The organism is Demequina lignilytica, from assembly GCF_030418305.1.
Lineage (GTDB): Bacteria > Actinomycetota > Actinomycetes > Actinomycetales > Demequinaceae > Demequina > Demequina lignilytica.
On sequence record NZ_JAUHPX010000004.1, the window covers coordinates 316,636 to 334,892 of the forward strand.

The following is an 18,257-nucleotide window of genomic DNA, read 5'->3' on the forward strand; positions in this document are numbered from 1 at the left end:
GCCCGTCACATGTGGACGGTGGAGGCGACCAGCACCGCGGTGGCGATCACGACCGCCGCGAACAGCCACGCCTCGGCGACGGCGGCGCGACGCAGGTGCGTCGCATCGTCCTCCCCGCCGGCCTCCGCAGAGGCCGCCGCGGAGGTCGCCGCGGCGCGGTTCAGCCGCGGCACCACGGAGAAGTGCGTGTAGGCGCCGATCGCGCCGACCACGAGCACCACCGCGACCTTCACCAGCAGGACGATGCCCCAGGTCGTGGCCCACAGATCGGAGAGCTCGTCCACGATCGCCCAGGTGAGCGCGACGCCGGCGGCGCCCACCACCACGAACGCGCCCGCGGCGACCACCCCGAAGCGCGAGCCCATGCGGGCCGCGTCGAGCGGCCGGCCCTCCCGGCGGCGGCGCAGCAGCACGCTCGCCAGGGTCACGACCCCGCCGACCCAGATCGCGGCCGCCGCGAGGTGCGCCACGTCGGCGGTCAGCACGAGCCAGCGCGGCTCGGCGGTGTTGCTGTGCCCGCCGAGGACGTGGCCCGCGCCCGCGAGCAGCACGCCGATCACGGCGAGCCACGACCCGCGGGCGCTGCGCCACGCGCCCAGCAGCATGAGCAGCGCGCCCGCCGCCTGCAGGCCCAGCACCCAGGCGACGGACCCGGTGGTCGCCGTGTCGAGCGCCTCGAGGGTGAGGCCATCGGCAAGCGAGCCGCCGTCGAGCAGCTCGGAGCGGCCGACGAGCCGCAGCGCGAGACCGCCCAGGAGGAGCGCGCCGCACCAGCGCACGCCGGCGATGACGCGCGGCTCGTCGATCCGGTCGGTGCCGCGCAGCGCGATCGCGGCGAAGGCGAGCGCGCCCGCGCCGACCAGCAGCGCCCATAGGGCGATCGCGCTGCCCGCGCGCGCCAGGATCTCGGCGAAGGTGTCGCCCCCGACACCGCCCGCGTCCTCCTCGTGATCCTCCGGCATCGGGGACATCGACGCCGAGGGCGAGGGCGAGGCGCTCGCGGTGGGCGTCGGGGCGGCGGACGCGCTGGCGGACGGCGTGGCCGAGGGCGACGGCTCGGTTCCGACCACGGCGAAGGCGAAGATCCCGTCGAGGGGGTGACCGTCCTGCGCCGCGACAGTCCACTCGACCGTGTAGTCGCCGTCGTCGAGCGCCGCGACCGGCGTCGCGACCATCTCGAGGCCGTCATCCGACTGCGTGACCTCGACGCCGACGGGGCCGTCGGGTCCGGTCACCACCACCGCGTCGCCCAGCGGCGTCACCGGCAGGGAGTACGTCAGGACGATGCGCTCGACCGGCTCCGTGAGGGTCGAGCCGTCCGCGGGGTCGGAGGCGTCGAGCTGGGTGTGCGCCTGCGCGGGCGCCGCGGCCAGGAGCGCGAGCAGCGCCGCGAGCGCCACCGCGAGGGCGGCCGGCAGGGCGCGGCGACCGGCGCCGGTGCGCGTGGGGACGCTCGTGGGGACGGACATGGCAGTCGAGCGTAGGCGGGACGCGCGCGAGGCGCCAGGGTTGACCCCTCCCGTATGCTCCGTGGCACGGCACCGGACATCGAGGTCCGGATCCGCCGCCGTCCCTCGACGCGGAGAGGCGCTCCCATGGAGATCACCGACGTTCACCCGGACCTGCACGAGCCCCTGAGGCGGCTCCCACCGCTCGACCTCAGCACGCGGTGGGCGCGATGGCTCGGCCGCGTGGGACCGCGCCTGCAGCGCACCAAGCCCGTCGCCGGCGTCGCCGTGCGCTGGGTGCGGTCCGGCCGCCTACGCCTGCGGGTCTACTCCCCCGCGACCCCACCCGCCGCACCCGCGCCGGCCCTGCTGTGGATCCACGGCGGCGGCCTGGTGATCGGCTCGGCCGTGCAGGACGACGGCCTCTGCGCCCGCACCGCGAAGCGACTCGGCACGGTGGTGGTCTCCGTCGAGTACCGGCTCGCGCCCGAGCACCCGTTCCCCGCCGCGCTGGACGATGCGACCGCGGCGTGGGAGTGGCTCCACGCGCATGCCCGCGAGCTCGGGATCGATCCGGGTCGTGTCGCGATCGGCGGGGAGAGCGCGGGAGGCGGGATCGCGGCGGCGCTGGCGCAGTCGCTCCGGGACTCCGGCGGGGTGCAGCCGGTCGCGCAGTGGCTGTTCGCCCCGATGCTCGACGACCGCACCGCCGCGGACACGTCCCTGGACGCCGTCGACCACGTGGTCTGGAGCAACGTGAGCAACCGGGTCGGATGGAGCGCCTACCTGGGCGCCGCACCCGGGGCGGCATCCGTCCCGCCGTACGCGGTGCCCGCGCGCCGGGAGGACCTCGGCGGCCTGCCGCCCGCCTGGCTCTACGCCGGCGACATCGAGCTGTTCCACGACGAGGTCGCGGACTACGCCCGCCGGTTGGACGATGCGGGCGTCCCCGTGACGTTCGAGGTGGTCGAGGGTGCGGCGCACGGCTTCGAGAACTGGGCCGCGTCGACCCCGCTGTCGAAGGCGCTGGTCGGCGGCGCGTGGGCGTGGCTGGCGGCGCGGCTAGGGGTGCAGCCGCTCGCCTGAGCCGGCCGCGCTCGCGACCATAAGTGAATCGCGATTCACTTCTGTGCTACCGTGCCCGCATGACGACCCTCAAGGCCGAGCGTCGACACGAGCTCGACGGCATCGACACCGCCGCGCTCCGCGAGGGCGCAAACTGGTTCATCCAGCTCGCCGGCACGGCGAACGTGATCTGGCAGCTGTCCTACCCGCCGGTCGGCCACGGCGTGGTCGAGTCGACCAGCCCCGGCGCGCTGTTCCACGACCCGCGACGGCGGATGAGGACCACCATCGGGTACATCGCGGTGACGATGCTGGGCAGGGCCGACGAGCGCGCCGCCTACCGGGCCGCGACCAACCGGTCGCACGCGCCGGTGACGTCGCCGCCCGGGACGCGGGTTCCCTACCGCGCCTTCGACCCGGCGCTCCAGCAGTGGGTGGCGGCATGCCTCTACCGGGGGGCCGAGCACGCCTACGAGCGCGTGCACGGGCCTCTCGCCGGGCCGTTCCGGGAGGAGTTCTACCGGCAGGGCAGGGTGTTCGGCACCACCCTGCAGATGCCCGCCGAGGCGTGGCCCGCGACCCGCGACGACTTCGAGGCGTGGTGGAGCGAGCACCTCACCCGCCTCGAGATGGACGATCGCACCCGCGCCTACCTGTGGCGCGTGCTGCGCCTCGAGTACCTCGGCCGCGACCTGCCCGCGCCGCTGATCCGCTGGCGCATCCGGATGACCGGCGGCTACCTCGGCCCGCAGTTCCGGGAGCTGATGCGGATGACCTGGACCGACGACGACCAGCGCCGCTTCGAACGCTTCAACCGCCGCATGGCCGCCGTGCAGCGCGCGCTGCCGCGGGCCCTCCGCGAGGCGCCGCTGACGCGGCCGCTTCGCGACGTGCGCAAGCGGCTCGCGGCGGGGCGACCGCTGTTCTGAGGCGCACGGTCCGCTGGCCGGACATGAGCGCGCGATCCGCACCTCGATCCGGCACTCATGTCCGGCGACGACCGAGGCGCGCGAAGGGCGCGGGCTGGCGAGCGGGGCGAGGCGGTTCAGGCGCGCGCGGGCACCGCGAAGCTGTGCCGGACCTTGATCGCGTCGACCGCGTCGGACGCGAGCAGCGCGAGGACGGCGCGCGCGCCGTCCGGGTCGGTCGCGGCGGTCGCGACGGCTCCCGCGAACACCGTGGTGATCGCGCAGTCGTCCGGCAGCGTGCCCAGGATCCGGATCCCCGGCTGACCCGCGAGCTCGCTCAGCTGCTGACACCCCAGGTCCACGTCGCCGGCCGCGAGCGACGCGGCGACGGGGATGCCGGGCCTCGCCTGCACCAGGCGACCGCCGAGCTCGTCCGCGAGGCCCCACCGCTCGATCATCGCGACCAGCGCCGTCCCGCTCGGCCCGGTCGAGTAGCCGATGCGCGGCGCGGCGAGCAGCGTCTCCCGCATGGCCGCGGCGTCCGGGAAGGCGGGTCCGTCCGGAGCGACGGCGGCATCGACTCCCGGCGCGGGCACGGCGACCGCGACCTCCGAGACCACCAGCGGGGTCAGCGTGGCCGCGTCGACGTGACCGGCGTCGGCGAGCCGGCCCAGCGCGCCGTCGGCGAGGAAGACCAGGTCGAACGGCTCACCCTCGGCCACCCGGCGCGCCGCGTCCACGCCGCCGACCGACTCGACCTCGACCTCAGGGAGCCCCGCGTCCGCGGCAGCCGCGACCAGGTCCGCGAGCACGTGGCGGGTCGCCATCGAGGAGATCGCCCTCATGCGGCGTCCTCGAAGGACTCGGCGTCCACCTCGGCGGACTGCGCGGCGTTGTAGCGACCGCCCGACACCGTGGCGGTGTCGATGAGCGCGCCCGCGCGCTCCAGGAGAGCGGAATCGATACTCAGCGAGACGACTGACTCGTTCTCGAGCGCGTGCGCGAGGCTCGTCGTGCCCGGGATCGCCGTGACGTGCGGCCCGCGCGACAGGACCCACGCGAGCGCGAGCTGCGCGGGCGTGCACCCGGCCTCGACGGCGAGCGCCCTCCAGGCCGGCAGCAGCGCCGCGTTGGCGGGCCAGTGGTCCGACTGGAAGCGCGGCATGCCCCGCCGGATGTCCTTCGGGGCGAGCGCCTCCGGGTCCTCGACCGCGCCCGCGAGGAAGCCGCGGGCCACAGGCGAGAACGCGACCAGCGCGACGCCGGCCTCCCGGGTCGCCTCGAGGATCCCGAGCTCGGGGTTGCGGCTCCACAGCGAGTACTCGTTCTGCACGGCGGCGATGGGCCCGACCGCGAGCGCCTCGTGCAGCCGCGCGACGGACACCTCGGACAGCCCGATCGCGCCGATCTTGCCGGCGGCCACGGCGTCGGCCAGAGCGCCGACGCTCTCCCCGATCGGCACGGACTTGTCCCACCGGTGCAGGTAGTAGAGGTCGATGCGTTCGACGCCGAGCCGCCCGAGCGACGCGTCGACCTGCGCCCTCAGGGTCTCGGGGCGCCCGTCGATGGTCTTGACCCCGTCGACCATCGCCATGCCGCCCTTGGAGGCCACCAGCGCATCGTCCCGCCGCCCCCGCAGCGCACGCCCCACGAGCTCCTCGTTGCGCCCGCCGCCATAGAGCGTGGCGGTGTCGAGGTGCCGCACGCCGGCGTCGAGGGCGGCGCGCAGCATGCGCTCCCCATCCTCGGGCGAGGGTGCCACGCCGTAGGCGTGGCTGAGCTCCATGCAGCCCAGGCCGATGCGAGGCAGGATCACGCGAGCTGCTCCTCGAGCGCGCCCAGCACGCGGTAGCAGTCGATCACCTGGCGCAGCGAGGAGTTGGGCTCGCGGCCCTCGCGGATCGCCGCGACGAACTCCCGGTCCTGCAGCTCGATGCCGTTCATGCTGACCGCGACGTTCGACACGTCGATGGGCTCCTCGCGGCCGTCGACCAGGTCGTCGTAGCGCGCGATGTAGGTGCCGGTGTCGCCGATGTAGCGGAAGAAGGTGCCGAACGGACCGTCGTTGTTGAAGGACAGCGACAGCGTGCAGATCGCCCCGGACTCCGCCCTGAGCTGGATCGACATGTCCATCGCGATGCCCAGCTCCGGGTGGATCGGGCCCTGGATCGCGTTCGCCTGGACGATGCGTCCGGCCTGGTAGGCGAACAGGTCCACGGTGTGCGCGGCGTGGTGCCACAGGAGGTGGTCGGTCCAGGACCGCGGCTCGCCCTTGGCGTTGGTGTTGGTGCGGCGGAAGAAGTAGGTCTGCACGTCCATCTGCTGGATGCCGAACTCCCCGGCCGCGATCCGCTGGTGCACCCACTGATGTGAGGGGTTGAAGCGGCGGGTGTGCCCGACCATCGCCACCAGCGACGAGGCCTCGGCCGCCGCGAGGGTGGCCTCGGCGTCGGCGAGCGAGTCCGCGAGCGGGATCTCGACCTGGACGTGCTTGCCTGCCGCGAGCGCCGCCTGCGTCTGGGACGCGTGCAGCCCGGTCGGGGTGGCGAGGATCACCGCGTCGACGTCGTCGCGCTCGAGCACCGCCTCGTAGCCCACCACCGCGGCCGGGACGCCGTACCTGTCCGCGACCGCCTGGGTCGGCTCCGGCCTGGTGCCGGACACCACCGTGACCACCGCATCGTCGATGCTCGCGAGCCCGTCGAGATGCTTCATCCCGAAGGCGCCGGCGGCGCCGACGACGGCGACGCGGACCTTGTCGCTGCTCACGCGTGCACCACCTCCGGCTTCGCGTCCGAGGCTACCTGGGACTCGGCCTCCTCGGCCGCGGCCGTGCGGCCCACGGGGTTGCTGATCACGAGGTGGCCGACCGCGGTGTTGGAGGCGGGCACGTGGTAGAAGCGGTGGTCGACGGTCGGAGCCTCGCCCTCGAACTGGTCGTCCATGGCGCCGCGGGCGATGAGCCAGTCGACCAGCTCGATGCCCTCGGAGCCCGCCTCGTCGACGTACTCCATGTGGGGCCACTCGGTCAGGCCCTTCGGGTCGGCGATGAGGTGGTCGAGGAAGGCGTTGTCCCACTCCTCGTTGATGAGGCCCGCGCGCGGGCCCTGGAGCTGGTGGCTCATGCCGCCGGTGCCCCAGATCTGCACGTTGAGGGGCTCGCCGTCCCACTTGTCGAGGGCGCGGCGGATCGCCTTGCCCAGCTCGTAGCAGCGGCGGCCCGATGGGACGGGGTACTGCACCACGTTGACGGGCAGCGGGATGATCTTGCACGGCCACTCGTCGACGTCGCCGAACACGAGCGAGAGCGGCACGGTGAGGCCGTGGTCCACCACCATCTCGTTGACCAGCGTGAGGTCGAAGTCGTCCTGGATCACCGACTGGGCGATGTGCGCGGCGAGCTCCGGGTGGCCGTACACGTCCGGGACGGGGCGCGGACCGTAGCCCTCGTCCGCGACCGGGTAGTGCGCGCCGGTGCCGAGCACGAAGGTCGGGATGAGGCTCGAGTCGAAGGCCGTGGCGTGGTCGTTGTAGACCAGGATGATGACGTCCGGCGTGTTCTCCTTGGCCCACTTGCGGGTCCACTCGTAGCCGGCGAACACCTTCTTCCAGTACGGCTCCTCGGTCTTGCCGAGGTCCATCGCGGCGCCGATCGCCGGCACGTGCGACGTGAACAGCGCGGAGGTGTACGCGGCCGGGGCGTCCTTCCGCATGGTCGTGGCCTTCTCGGTCGACGGCGGCGTCCACCCGTCGAGGTCCTTGAGCCGCACGCCCTCGGGACGGCGGCCGCCCTCGATCATCATGTCGCGGTAGGCGGCCTCGCTCATGCCGGTCATGGACCCGGCCATCTGCTGGAAGCTCAGGCCGTGCGTGGCGCCGATCTTGGACAGGAAGTAGATGTTGCCGCCCTCGGCCATCATGGCGTTGAGGTCCAGGTCGAGCACGGCCTGGCGCTGCGCGGGCGACAGCGGCCACTCGTCGAGGTACGCCGCGCGGTCCGCGAGGTAGCGCTCGCGGTTCTCGGGCTTCATCAGCGACATCGAGAACTGGTTGAGGTGGTAGCCCTTCCGGGCCATCTCGGCGTCGAAGATGATCGTGCCCGGGATCTTCTTGTAGGGCTTGTCGAGAGCCATGTCATTCTCCTTCGGGCCAGTACAGGCGGTGCGGGTTGTCGACCAGCAGCTGGCGCTGCCGCTCGGGCGTGGTGGCGATATGGGGGATGTGGTCGACCAGCAGCCCGTCGTCGGGCATGTGGTCCTTGAGGTTGGGGTGGGGCCAGTCGGTGCCCCACAGCACGCGGTCGGGGAAGAGCTCGACCACGCGTCGGGCGAACGGCACCACGTCGGTGTAGGCGTCCCGCTCACCGTCGAGGGCGCGCGGACCGGTGACGGACAGCCGCTCGGGGCAGGTCACCTTGGTCCACACGTTCGGGTTCTCGCGCATGAAGCGCAGGAACAGGCCGAACTCGGGACCGTCCACGTCCTTGGTCACGTCGGGCCGGCCCATGTGATCGACCACCAGATCCGTCGGGATGGCGGAGAAGAAGTCGTAGAGCTCCGGCAGGTCCTCTGCCTCGAAGTAGATGACCACGTGCCAGCCGAGCGGCGCGATCTTCGCGACGATCTCCTCGAGGGAGTCGGTGGGCACGCGGTCCACGAGGCGCTTGACGAAGTTGAAGCGCACGCCGCGCACCCCGGCCGCGTGCAGCTCGGCGAGCTGCTCCGCGGTGACGTCGCGGCGCACGGTGGCGACGCCGCGGGCGCGGCCCTCGCTGCGTCGCAGCGCGTCCACCAGGGCGCTGTTGTCCGCACCGTGGCAGGTCGCCTGGACGATCACGTTGCGGTCGAAGCCCAGGTGGTCACGCAGCGCGAACAGCTGCGCGGCGGAGGCGTCGCAGGGCGTGTACTTCCGCTCGGGCGCGTAGGGGAACTCCCCTCCCGGGCCGAACACGTGGCAGTGCGCGTCCACGGCGCCGGCGGGCAGACGGAAGGCCGGCGTCGCGGGGCCGTCGTACCAGTCCAGCCAGCCGGGGGTCTTGTCGAACCCACCGGTGGTGACGCCGTGGGTCGCGGTGCCGCTGGAGGTCATCGGCCCGGCACCGACGGTTGGGGGAGGGCGACGATGCTGGAGCTGCAGGAGCAGCCCTGGCACGCGCCGCAGGGGCTCGAGGCGGCCGGGTCGTCACGACCGGAGGTGTCGATGATCACGAGTGGCGTCCTTGTCACTGGCGGGTCCTGCTCCTCCGACAGTAGGCCCGCCGCGGACTGTGGTCCAATAGATTCGACTGCGACGCCGCATAGATGGGTTCGATACATGTCCGTGGCCGATCTGAACCAGCTCCGCACCTTCGTGGTGCTCTACGAGACCCGCAGCCTCACCGGCGCCGCCGACCGGCTCTTCGTGACCCAGCCGACCGTGAGCTACACGCTCGCGCGGCTGCGCAAGCGGTTCGGCGACGACCTGTTCCGCCGCGAGGGCCACGTGATGGTCCCGACGCCGCGCGCGACCCAGCTGTTCGGCCCGCTCCACGAGGCGCTGGCCCAGATCGACGCGACCGTGACCGACAGCGCCGCCTTCGACCCCGAGGGCTTCGACGGCGAACTGGTGCTCGGGCTCACCTCGATCGGCGAGCAGACCTTCCTCCCGCCCGTCATGTCATCCCTGCGGGCCAAGGGCGCGTCGCCGCGGCTGGTCGTGAAGCGCCTCGACGCCGAGGTGGCCGAGGAGGAGCTCGTGCGGGGCGCGCTCGACGTCGCCCTGACCGTCTCGGTGATGGACACCTCCCGCCTGTGGCGCACGCCCGTGCGCGGCGTCGAGTACGTCGCGCTCACGTCCCGCGAGCACCCCCTCCCGGCCACGGGTCCGGACATGTTCGACGGGCGCCGGTTCATCCGCGTGTCCGCCCGCGGCGGTCACGTGTTCCCGACGCAAGCGCTGGTCGAGCACGGCCTGGTCCCCCAGGTCGCCCTGACCGTCGAGGAGCACTCGACCGTGCCCGCGGTGCTGGTCGCGACCGACCTGGTCGCCCTGCTGCCCCGGCACGTCGCGGACGTGTTCTGCGGCTGGTTCCCCGACCTGCAGCTCGCGGACCTGCCGTGGCCGGGCACGAGCTCCCCCGTCGCGCTCTACTCCCGGCGCGAGATGAACCTCTCCCCCGCCCAGCGCTGGTTCCGCCGCCTCGTGCTGCACGCCGTCTCCAGCGGCGAGTTCACCGACGACGCTCAGCGCTGAGGACGGTTCCAGCTCGCCCGCGCCGGGAACATCGGGCTGCGCACCGGGATGGTCCAGGACGAATGCGGGTGGATCCGCAGCAGCGCCTTCTCCCACCACGCCCGCGCCTCCTCGGACAGGTGCGGCATCACGGCGTCCTTGTCCACGTCGTCCTCCGGGCGGACGCTGAAGCACTTCCACAGCAGCTGGACCTCGGGGGCGCCCGTCGGGATTCCGTCGACGTCCAGCACCGCACGCTCCCACGGCAGCTGCAGGCGCGCGTCCCGGCGGTAGAGCCACGCGCGCGGCGCCCCGTCCTCGACGTTGACGCGCAGCACCCAGGCACCCGCATCGTCATCCCGGACCAGCACGGGCTGCACGTCCGCGTCCTCGGGGACCTCCGCGTAGGGCACCAGGGCATCGTCCACCGTCGCCCAGGCGGTGAACGATGCGGGCAGCGCCGCGACAAGCGCCGGCAGGTCGGCGGGGACGGTGCTGACGTCGATGTTCTCGCGCTCGCGGATGGGGGCGCCCAGCCAGCGGTCGAGCGCGACGCCCCCGGACAGCCACCAGCGCGCATCCGTGGAGGCGAGCAGGTCGGAGACCGCCTCGGGGGTGAGCGGCGCCCACGGCGTGGCGGGCGGCGTCGTCGGCGACATGGTCCGAGGCTACCGCCGCTCGCTGTGGGATCCTGCCGCCGTGGCGAACTCCCCGTCGGGCGACTCGGTGACGGACCGCATCGTGCGGATCCTGGAGACGTTCACGCCCACCCGGACCGTCCAGACGGCCTCCGACATCGGCCGTCGCGCCGGGCTGCCGCCGTCGACGGCGCACCGCGTGGTCGGGGACCTGGTGGACGCGGGGCTGCTCGACCGCGACCCGGAGGGGCGGGTCCGCGTCGGGCTGCGGCTGTGGGAGCTCGCGACGCGCTCCTCGCACGCGCTGCGGGTGCGGCAGGCGGCGCTGCCGGCGATGGAGAGGGTCCAGGCGCGGGTGCGCGAGCACACCCAGCTCGCGATCCTCGAGCAGGACGAGGCGCTGTTCCTCGAGCGGCTCAGCCACCCCCAGGCGGGCGCCAACATCACCCGGATCGCGGGGCGGCTGCCGCTGCACGCGGCCTCCTCGGGGCTGGTGCTGCTGGCGTTCGGCGGCCCGGAGCTGCAGGAGCGGATCCTCGCGGGACCCCTGCGGCGCGTCAGCCCGTCGACGCCCACCGATCCGGGCGCCCTCCGGCGCACGCTGGCGGAGGTGCGCCGGCTCGGGCACGCGATCGCGCCGGGCTACATCGAGGAGGTCTCGACAGGCGTGGCGGTGCCGGTCCGCGACCGCGCGGGCCGGGCGATCGCGGCGCTGTCGGTGGTGCTCCCCCGCGAGGCGCCGACCGCGCCGGCGGTCGAGGAGCTGCGCCGGGCCGCCCGCGACGTCGAGACCGCGCTCGCCGCACCCGCCTGAGCATCCCAGTTCCCGTTCAATGGGAAAACTGCGCCGGGGCATCGTCCCGCGCCGCACACTGGCGTCGCATCGTGTCAAAGGAGACATCATGACCGCACCAGTTCGCACCCAGGTCGCCATCGTGGGCGCCGGCCCCGCCGGGCTGATCCTGTCGCACCTGCTCGCCGCCGCGGGGATCGACTCGGTGATCCTCGACCAGCGCTCGCGCGAGGAGATCGAGTCGACCATCCGGGCCGGGATCCTCGAGCAGGGCACCGTGGACCTGCTCGCCACCATCCCGGGATCGCGCGTCCACACCGTGGGCCAGCGGCACGACGGCATCGAGCTGCGCTTCTCCGGCGAGGGCCACCGGATCGACTTCCCCGGCCTCACGGGACGGTCCGTGTGGCTGTACCCGCAGCACGAGGCGCTCAAGGACCTGCTCGCCGCGCGCCTCGCCGCGGGGCAGGACCTGCGGTTCGGCGTGACGGCGACCGCGGTCGCCGATGCCGACAGCCTCCGACCGCGCGTGCAGGCGGTGGACGATGCGGGGGTCGCCTTCGAGGTCGAGGCCGACTTCGTGGTGGGCGCCGACGGGTCGCACTCGGTGGTCCGCAAGGCGCTCAGCGGGTCGCACGGCGGGTACTTCCGCGAGTACCCGTTCGCATGGTTCGGCATCCTGTGCGAGGCCCCGCCGAGCGCGGAGGAGCTCATCTACTCCAACTCGCCCGCGGGGTTCGCGCTCATCAGCCAGCGGTCGGAGACCGTGCAGCGCATGTACTTCCAGTGCTCGCCCGAGGCGGATGCGAGCGCGATGAGCGAGGCGCAGATCTGGGACACCCTGCAGGAGCGGGTGCCCGGCACCTCGCTGGTCGAGGGGCCGATCTTCCAGCGCGACGTGCTGCGCTTCCGCTCCTTCGTTGCGCGGGACCTGCGGCGCGGGCGGGTCGCGATCGTCGGCGACGCGGCCCACACCGTGCCGCCCACCGGCGCGAAGGGGATGAACCTCGCGGTCGCGGACGTGCTGCTGCTGGCGCGCGCGCTCGAGGCGCTGCTGCTGCGCGGCGACGCGGGGCCGCTCGACGGCTTCGCCGAGGCCGCGAGCGATCGCATCTGGAAGGCGCAGCACTTCTCCTGGTGGATGACCTCGATGCTGCACCTCGCGCCGGAGGCCTCGGAGTTCGACCGGCAGCGGCAGCTCGGCGAGCTGCGCTCGGTGGTCGGGTCGGAGGCCGGACGGACCTACCTGGCCGAGGCGTACACGGGCTGGCCGTTCGCCTGAGCGGGCGGGGGCGCCAGGGCGCGCGTCAGCGCTCGGCGAGCTCGCGTGCGCGGGAGGCCGCCACCTGGGCGACCGCCGCATCGTGATCGTCGACCATCGCGGCGACCGTCGCGGCGGGCGTCGCCGGGTTGCGGGCGACCAGGAGACGCACCGAGCGCGCGGTGTCCGTCGCGAGGAGCTCGAGCATCGACGCCTGGGTGCTCGGATCGGCGGCGAGCATCCGCCGCTCGACCGGCTGGATGCTCGCGACCTGCGTGGTCTGGACGTCGTGCGCGGCGTCCCGGAGGGCCTGCTCGCGGTGCGCGGGGCAGGCGACCGCGGACGCGAGAGTGTGATGCCCTCGCTTGGGTGCGGTGCAGCGCAGGTCGTCCACGGGTCAAGGATAGGCAAAGATCGGTTGTGGCACCCGGGGCACGCCGAGCTCGTCGCGCGCTGCGAGTGCACCGCGCGACGCACACGACCCCCACCGTCGCGTCGTGCACTCGTGGGAGGCACCACCGCGCGGCGGGCTAGCATGCGGCCATGGCGACCTCTTCACCGATCGACGACGTCCCCACCCATGGCGGCGGCATCCGCCTGGGCCAGTTCCTCCAGCTCGCCGGGCTCGTCGACTCCGGCGGGGAGGCGAAGGAGGCGATCCGCGAGGGCGAGGTGCTCGTCAACGGCGAGGTCGACCTGCGACGCGGGCGGCAGCTCCAGGTGGGCGACATCGTCAGCCTCGGCGGACGCCGGGCGCGCGTTACCGGCTGAGCCGTCGACCGCATCGTCCCGCCTCCCGTGAGGAGATGAGGGTATGGATCGGGCCGGAACCGTACCCCCATGTCCTCACAGGAAGCACGATGCGCGGTCCGGGAACGCGAGAAGCCCCGGTCCTCGCGGTCCGGGGCTTCCAGATGGAGCCGCCTAAGGGAATCGAACCCTTGACCTATTCATTACGAGTGAATCGCTCTGCCGACTGAGCTAAGGCGGCGTGCACCCTCAAGAGAGGCACGGGTAGACATGATAGCGCCTCAGCAGGTGGTTCCCGAAACCGGCATCTCCCCGTCCACCAGGTAGCCGTCGACCGCGTCGATGATGCACTGGTTCGAGCGGCCGTAGGCGGTGTGGCCCTCGCCGTCGTAGGTCAGCAACGTGGCGTCGCCCAGGCGCTCGGTGAGCGACTCGGCCCACGAGTACGGTGTCGCCGGGTCGTTGGTGGTGCCCACCACGAGGATGGGCGCCGCATCCGCGGTGGCCTCGAGCGACGTGACAGGCTCCTTCGCCTCCCACGGCCAGCCGTCGCAGCCGAGGGATCCCGCGAACCACCAGCCGAAGGTGGGCGATGCCTGCGAGATCTGCGCCGTGAAGTCGGCGAGGGAGTCGACGGTGGTCGGCTCGCTCACGGGCCCGTCGAGGCAGCCGATCGCCGTGAACGACCACATCGAGTTCGACAGGTACTCCCCGCTGGACGAGTCCTTGTCGAGGTAGAAGTTCGCGAGCTGGAAGAAGATGTCCGCGGTCCCCCGGTCCGCCACCTCCTGCAGCGCGGCTGAGAGGTACGGCCACGAGCCCTCGTCGTACAGGGTCACCACGATGCCGTACACGAGCTCGTTGCCGTTCACCCGGTCGCCGTCGGAGTTCTGGTACCCGGTGTCGCGCGCATGAAGCGCGATCTCCTTGACCTGGGCCTTCGCCTGCTCGACGGTGCCGGTCAGCGGGCAGTCGTCCGCGCTGGCGAGGCACCACTCGGCGAAGTTGCCGAGCGATCGCTCGAATCCCTCGGCCTGCTCGATCGCGACCTGCTCGCCGTCGAGCAGGAAGTCGACCGCACCGTCGAGGACCATCCGGCCGACGTTCTCCGGGTACAGCGCCGCGTAGGTGGCGCCCAGCTGGGTGCCGTAGGAGAAGCCCAGGTAGTACAGCTCGTCGTCGCCGAGCAGCGCGCGGATCACGTCCATGTCCCGGGCGGCCGATGTGGTGTCCACGTTCTCGATCAGCGGCCCGGACAGCTCGCGGCAGCCGGCCGCGAAGTCGACCGTCGCCTGACGGGCGTCCTCGATCGCGCCCTCGGTCTCCAGCACCAGGTCCGTCAGGTAGTAGGTGTCGATCACGTCGGCGTCCCCGCACTGCAGCGGCGAGGACTGGCCGACGCCGCGCGGGTCGAAGCCGATCACGTCGTACGCGGCGAGCAGGTCCTCCCCCGCGGAGCTCACGAAGTACTCCGTGAGGTCCAGCCCCGATCCGCCCGGGCCGCCGGGGTTGATCAGCAGCGAGCCGATGCGGTTCGCGGGGTCGGTGGCGGCCGAGCGGTTGATCGCGAGATCCGTCGTGGGCCCCGTCGGGTCCGTCCAGTCCACCGGCACCTGGATGGTCGCGCATTCGAGGACTCCGCAGGCGCTCCAGTCGACCGTCTGGTCGTAGACGTCGAGGCCGGACGATGCGGTGGTCGAGGGGATCGACGTCGGCACCGAGTCGTCGCTCGGGGTGATCTGGGCTCGCTCGGGGACGCAGGCCGCGAGCAGCAGCGCTGTCAGGGCGGCCGCGACCGCGGCGGTCAGGGGGCGAGGCATGCGCTCACCCTAACCGCGGGGGCGCAGGTCCAACATCATCGCCTCGAGCGCCAGCAGCGGCGCGACGTTGCCGGCGAGGCGCTCGCGCGCGGTGCCGAGCGCGTCGAGGCAGCGCATGGTGTCCGCCAGCGCCGTCCGGGCGGCGAGGTCGCGGATGCGGCCGTCGTGCGCGGTGTTGACCAGCGTCACGGTCGCGCCCGTCTGGGCGACGGCCACGTCACGGTAGAGCGACATGAGGTCGGTGATCGCGCGGTCGAGCACGTCGCGCTTGTGACGCGTGGCGCGCCGCTTCTGGTCCTCCTCGAGCTGGCGCAGCTGGGCCCGCAGCGCCGGGGCGACGCGCGCGCCCTCCTCGACGCCCAGGGTCTGCATGAGCGCCACCTTCTCGGCGGCGTCGCGCTCCTCGGTCGCGGCCTTGGCATCGGCGTCCGCGACCTCGACCAGGTCCGCCGCCGCGAGGATCGCGTCGCCCACGCCGCGGATCTCGGTCGCCAGGGCCAGCACCTGAGCGCGGCGGGCGCGCGCCTCGGGATCGCGCGCGAGGCGACGCGCGACGCCGATGTGGCTCTGCGCGGCCCGGGCGCACTCGAGCGCGAGGTCGGGCGCGATCCCGTCACGGGTCTCGAGGAGTCGCGCGACGTCCTCGGGATCGGGGGTGCGCAGGGGGACGATACGGCAGCGGGACCGGATGGTCACGGCGACGTCCTGCGGGCTGGGCGCGCACAGCAGCCACACCGTGCGTGGCGGCGGCTCCTCGATCGACTTCAGCAGCACGTTCGAGGTGCGCTCCGCCATGCGGTCCGCGTCCTCGACGATGATCACGCGCCAGCGGCCCTGGCTCGGCGTCGACTGGGCGAGCGTGATGAGCTCGCGGACCTCGGAGATGGCGATGGTCACCTTCTCCGTCGCCACCACCTTGACGTCGGCGTGCGTCCCCGCGAGGGCCGTGGTGCACTCGCGGCACTCGCCGCAGCCGCCGCGCTCGCACTGCAGCGCGGCGGCGAACGCGCGGGCGGCATTCGAGCGCCCGGAGCCGGGCGGGCCCGTGATGAGCCAGGCGTGGGTCATCGCGGACGGGTCGTCGATCGCGGCGCGCAGCGGACCCACCGCGTGCGCCTGCCCGACGGTCTCCGCCCAGACCCCCGCGAGCGTGGTCACGGCGTGCCCCACGGCTCGACGGGGAGCTCCTCCGGCTGCGCCTCCCGCTCGGCTCGCGCGGCCATCGCGTCCATCACGGCGACGGCGACATCACCGGCCACCGACTCGACCGGTCGGCCCGCGTCGACCACGGCGTACCGGCCCGGGTCCCGCGAGGCGAGCGTGAGGAAGGTCTGGCGCATGGTCGCCGCCTTCTCGATGGTCTCCCGCTCGACCCGGTCGAGGTCGCGCGCCATCCGGCTCGGGTCGGGCTCCATGTCGAGCACGATCGTGAGGTCGGGGAGCAGCCCCTCGGTCGCCCACAGCGAGATCTCCTCGACCATGTCCCCGAGCCCGCGGGCGCCGCCCTGGTAGACGATCGACGAGTCGAGGTAGCGGTCCTGAAGCACCACCTGGCCGTCCTCGAGCGCGGGGCGCACCTTGGTGGCGATGTGGTGCGCGCGGTCGGCGGCGTACAGCAGCGCCTCGGCGCGGGGCGCCACGTGGTCGCCGTGCATGATGGCCTGGCGCAGCTCGACCCCGAGGTCGGTGCCGCCGGGCTCGCGCGTGGTCAGCACCCGGTGGCCGCCGCCGGCGGGTCCGCTCAGGTGCGCGGCGAGGGCCTCGATCTGCGTGGTCTTGCCCACGCCGTCGGCACCCTCGAACACCACCCAGAACCCCGCGTACGCCATGGGGACGAATCTACCGGGACCCGGGGACACCCGGCTGTCAGGGGGGCGGCGCTCAGGGGATGATCGGCGAAGCGCGGTCCGGCGGCACCACGAGCTCCTCCTTGCGGAGCGGATCATCCGGCGCGATCACGAACTCCGGCATCAGGAACCATCCGTCAGGGGGCTCCGCGAGCCCGAGCTCATCGACCGTCGCCACCTCCCCCCGGGAGCCGGGAAGGAACAGGAGGTCGGCGACATAGACCGCGGAGTAGTCGCCCGGTTCCTGCGGCCACTCCGAGGGCACCGCGCAGCCGGCGTCGTACTGGAACACCTTCGCGACCGTCCCTGCGTCCGGCCCCTCGCCGATCCCGACGGAGCCGTCGCCCTCGAACACCGCCACGAGCGCGCCGTCGTCGTCGTAGATGAGCAGCGTGCTCCGGTACTGGTGGAAGACCCACGGGTGATCGGCCCGCTCCCCCGTCCAGCTGACCAGCGGGGCCACCAGCTCGATCGCATCGTCACGATTCGCGGAGTTGTCGAAGAGCACGGGGCCGAGGCGTGTCTCGAAGCTGCTGGAGTCGAACGGCGTCGGCATCACGCGGATCGAGTCGAGCGTCGGCGCCGCGTCCGCGCGCACGCACGCCGCCGTGCCGTTGACCTGCGCAGCGGACGTCAGGGCCGGTGACGCGTAGCCTCCTCCGGCCTCCGTCAGCGGCACGCCCTCCTGGGCCACCTGCTGGATCAGCGCGCCCTGCTCCCTGCGGGCCGCATCGTCCGTTCCGAGCGTGATCTCCTCCGGCCGGTCCGCGAAGGCGACCACCGCATCGTCCCCCCAGCCCGGGTTCACATAGGTCGCGACCACGGTGCCAGGGTCGCCCTCCCAGACCTGCACCACCGTCAGCACCGTGTGCTCGCCCGCGAACGCCTCGCCGCAGGCGTAGGCGTCGAAGCCGCCCTCGAGGGCCCGCAGCTGCTCGACCACGGGCAGGAGGTCACCGCGCACCGTGACGCCGTCGTGGATCATCACGGGCGTGCCGTCGTCGCCGAGGACCGCGCCCGCGGTGGAGACGCCCCAGGTCTCGGGCGGTCCGTCCTCGCCCCACGCGACCGTGGTGGCGAACACCAGGGCAGCGTCGGGATCGGCCGTGACGGACCCGTCGACGGGAAGCCGCACCTCCACGTCCGCGCCCGACGCGTCGACGTACCTCTCGAACAGCGCCACCTCGACGTCGGGGTGGGCGTCGCGGTCGGCGTCCTCGGCGATGGTCACGCCCTGCTCGGGCAGCTCGACGGGCTCCACGCCGCACTGGAACAGGTCCGCGGCCTCCGGATTGACGATGCGGTCGATCGAGGGCACGTCGTCGCGATGCACCGGACCTGCCGGATCCGGCGCAGGACGCAGCAGCTCGACCGCGACCGTGCCCGCCAACGCGAGCACCGCGACCGACGCCGCCGCCGACGCCAACGTCCGACGTGTCCGGCGACGATGCGCCCGCGCCACCAGACCCTCGGCGACACCCTCGGCACGCAGGTGCGCGCCCACCGCGACCCCGCCG

General features: G+C 73.2%; 18 protein-coding genes and 1 tRNA gene. 6 read left to right on the forward strand and 13 right to left on the reverse strand.

Annotation, left to right across the window (positions count from 1 at the left end; translation table 11 throughout):
• Nucleotides 1-5: 5 nt before the first annotated feature.
• Nucleotides 6-1,469, reverse strand: coding sequence for a copper resistance CopC/CopD family protein (locus QQX10_RS08715; RefSeq protein WP_301118646.1), 1,464 nt, complete (start codon nucleotides 1,467-1,469; stop codon nucleotides 6-8).
• A gap of 126 nt (nucleotides 1,470-1,595) precedes the next feature.
• Between QQX10_RS08715 and QQX10_RS08720 the strand changes: the two genes are divergently transcribed.
• Together QQX10_RS08720 and QQX10_RS08725 are read left to right on the forward strand one after the other, a co-directional pair.
• Nucleotides 1,596-2,534 carry an alpha/beta hydrolase gene (locus QQX10_RS08720; RefSeq protein WP_301118645.1) on the forward strand — a complete coding sequence of 313 codons (939 nt, stop codon included), beginning with the start codon at nucleotides 1,596-1,598 and terminating at the stop codon, nucleotides 2,532-2,534.
• 59 nt (nucleotides 2,535-2,593) lie between these two features.
• Complete coding sequence (locus tag QQX10_RS08725) at nucleotides 2,594-3,442, forward strand: oxygenase MpaB family protein (protein WP_301118644.1); 849 nt, start codon at nucleotides 2,594-2,596, stop codon at nucleotides 3,440-3,442.
• Nucleotides 3,443-3,558: 116 nt separating this feature from the next.
• Here QQX10_RS08725 and QQX10_RS08730 read toward each other — a convergent pair whose 3' ends face one another.
• The 5 genes from QQX10_RS08730 to QQX10_RS08750 are packed head-to-tail and all read right to left on the reverse strand — an operon-like array spanning nucleotide 3,559 to nucleotide 8,509.
• Nucleotides 3,559-4,266 (reverse strand): substrate-binding domain-containing protein, encoded by a 708-nt coding sequence (locus QQX10_RS08730; protein ID WP_301118643.1) that lies wholly within the window; start codon nucleotides 4,264-4,266, stop codon nucleotides 3,559-3,561.
• Complete coding sequence (locus QQX10_RS08735; protein ID WP_301118642.1) at nucleotides 4,263-5,237, reverse strand: aldo/keto reductase; 975 nt, start codon at nucleotides 5,235-5,237, stop codon at nucleotides 4,263-4,265. The genes QQX10_RS08730 and QQX10_RS08735 overlap by 4 nt, the downstream gene beginning before the upstream one ends.
• On the reverse strand, nucleotides 5,234-6,190 hold the full coding sequence (locus tag QQX10_RS08740; protein ID WP_301118641.1) for a Gfo/Idh/MocA family oxidoreductase: 957 nt from the start codon (nucleotides 6,188-6,190) through the stop codon (nucleotides 5,234-5,236). Before QQX10_RS08740 ends, QQX10_RS08735 begins: the two co-directional genes overlap by 4 nt.
• Nucleotides 6,187-7,554 (reverse strand): protocatechuate 4,5-dioxygenase subunit alpha/beta, encoded by a 1,368-nt coding sequence (locus tag QQX10_RS08745; protein ID WP_301118640.1) that lies wholly within the window; start codon nucleotides 7,552-7,554, stop codon nucleotides 6,187-6,189. The genes QQX10_RS08740 and QQX10_RS08745 overlap by 4 nt, the downstream gene beginning before the upstream one ends.
• Before the next feature lies 1 nt (nucleotide 7,555).
• Nucleotides 7,556-8,509 (reverse strand): amidohydrolase family protein, encoded by a 954-nt coding sequence (locus QQX10_RS08750; RefSeq protein ID WP_301118639.1) that lies wholly within the window; start codon nucleotides 8,507-8,509, stop codon nucleotides 7,556-7,558.
• Nucleotides 8,510-8,734: 225 nt separating this feature from the next.
• Between QQX10_RS08750 and QQX10_RS08755 the strand changes: the two genes are divergently transcribed.
• Nucleotides 8,735-9,652, forward strand: coding sequence for a LysR family transcriptional regulator (locus QQX10_RS08755; protein WP_301118638.1), 918 nt, complete (start codon nucleotides 8,735-8,737; stop codon nucleotides 9,650-9,652).
• On the opposite strand, the gene QQX10_RS08760 is transcribed toward QQX10_RS08755, so the two are convergent.
• Nucleotides 9,643-10,290 (reverse strand): nucleotidyltransferase domain-containing protein, encoded by a 648-nt coding sequence (locus tag QQX10_RS08760; RefSeq protein WP_301118637.1) that lies wholly within the window; start codon nucleotides 10,288-10,290, stop codon nucleotides 9,643-9,645. The two genes, QQX10_RS08755 and QQX10_RS08760, sit on opposite strands and share 10 nt — an antisense overlap.
• Before the next feature lie 40 nt (nucleotides 10,291-10,330).
• Between QQX10_RS08760 and QQX10_RS08765 the strand changes: the two genes are divergently transcribed.
• Both QQX10_RS08765 and QQX10_RS08770 read left to right on the forward strand, forming a co-directional pair.
• Entirely contained in the window at nucleotides 10,331-11,083 is a 753-nt protein-coding gene (locus tag QQX10_RS08765; RefSeq protein ID WP_301118636.1) for an IclR family transcriptional regulator, read from the forward strand.
• Between the two features lie 88 nt (nucleotides 11,084-11,171).
• Nucleotides 11,172-12,344, forward strand: coding sequence for a 4-hydroxybenzoate 3-monooxygenase (locus tag QQX10_RS08770; RefSeq protein ID WP_301118635.1), 1,173 nt, complete (start codon nucleotides 11,172-11,174; stop codon nucleotides 12,342-12,344).
• Nucleotides 12,345-12,369: 25 nt separating this feature from the next.
• Here QQX10_RS08770 and QQX10_RS08775 read toward each other — a convergent pair whose 3' ends face one another.
• On the reverse strand, nucleotides 12,370-12,717 hold the full coding sequence (locus tag QQX10_RS08775; protein ID WP_301118634.1) for a hypothetical protein: 348 nt from the start codon (nucleotides 12,715-12,717) through the stop codon (nucleotides 12,370-12,372).
• A 149-nt stretch (nucleotides 12,718-12,866) separates the two neighbouring features.
• On the opposite strand from QQX10_RS08775, the gene QQX10_RS08780 reads away from it, so the two are divergent.
• Nucleotides 12,867-13,094 (forward strand): RNA-binding S4 domain-containing protein, encoded by a 228-nt coding sequence (locus tag QQX10_RS08780; RefSeq protein WP_301118633.1) that lies wholly within the window; start codon nucleotides 12,867-12,869, stop codon nucleotides 13,092-13,094.
• Between the two features lie 144 nt (nucleotides 13,095-13,238).
• Here QQX10_RS08780 and QQX10_RS08785 read toward each other — a convergent pair.
• From QQX10_RS08785 to QQX10_RS08805, 5 genes are all read right to left on the reverse strand, one after another.
• Nucleotides 13,239-13,314, reverse strand: a tRNA-Thr gene (locus QQX10_RS08785).
• A gap of 40 nt (nucleotides 13,315-13,354) precedes the next feature.
• Nucleotides 13,355-14,893 carry an alpha/beta hydrolase gene (locus QQX10_RS08790; RefSeq protein ID WP_301118632.1) on the reverse strand — a complete coding sequence of 513 codons (1,539 nt, stop codon included), beginning with the start codon at nucleotides 14,891-14,893 and terminating at the stop codon, nucleotides 13,355-13,357.
• A gap of 9 nt (nucleotides 14,894-14,902) precedes the next feature.
• Nucleotides 14,903-16,051 carry a DNA polymerase III subunit delta' gene (locus QQX10_RS08795; RefSeq protein ID WP_301144543.1) on the reverse strand — a complete coding sequence of 383 codons (1,149 nt, stop codon included), beginning with the start codon at nucleotides 16,049-16,051 and terminating at the stop codon, nucleotides 14,903-14,905.
• On the reverse strand, nucleotides 16,048-16,722 hold the full coding sequence (gene tmk, locus QQX10_RS08800) for a dTMP kinase (RefSeq protein WP_301118630.1): 675 nt from the start codon (nucleotides 16,720-16,722) through the stop codon (nucleotides 16,048-16,050). Before tmk ends, QQX10_RS08795 begins: the two co-directional genes overlap by 4 nt.
• A 52-nt stretch (nucleotides 16,723-16,774) precedes the next feature.
• Nucleotides 16,775-18,257, reverse strand: a 1,483-nt coding sequence (locus QQX10_RS08805) for a hypothetical protein (RefSeq protein WP_301118629.1), incomplete at its 5' end; no start/stop codon positions are given.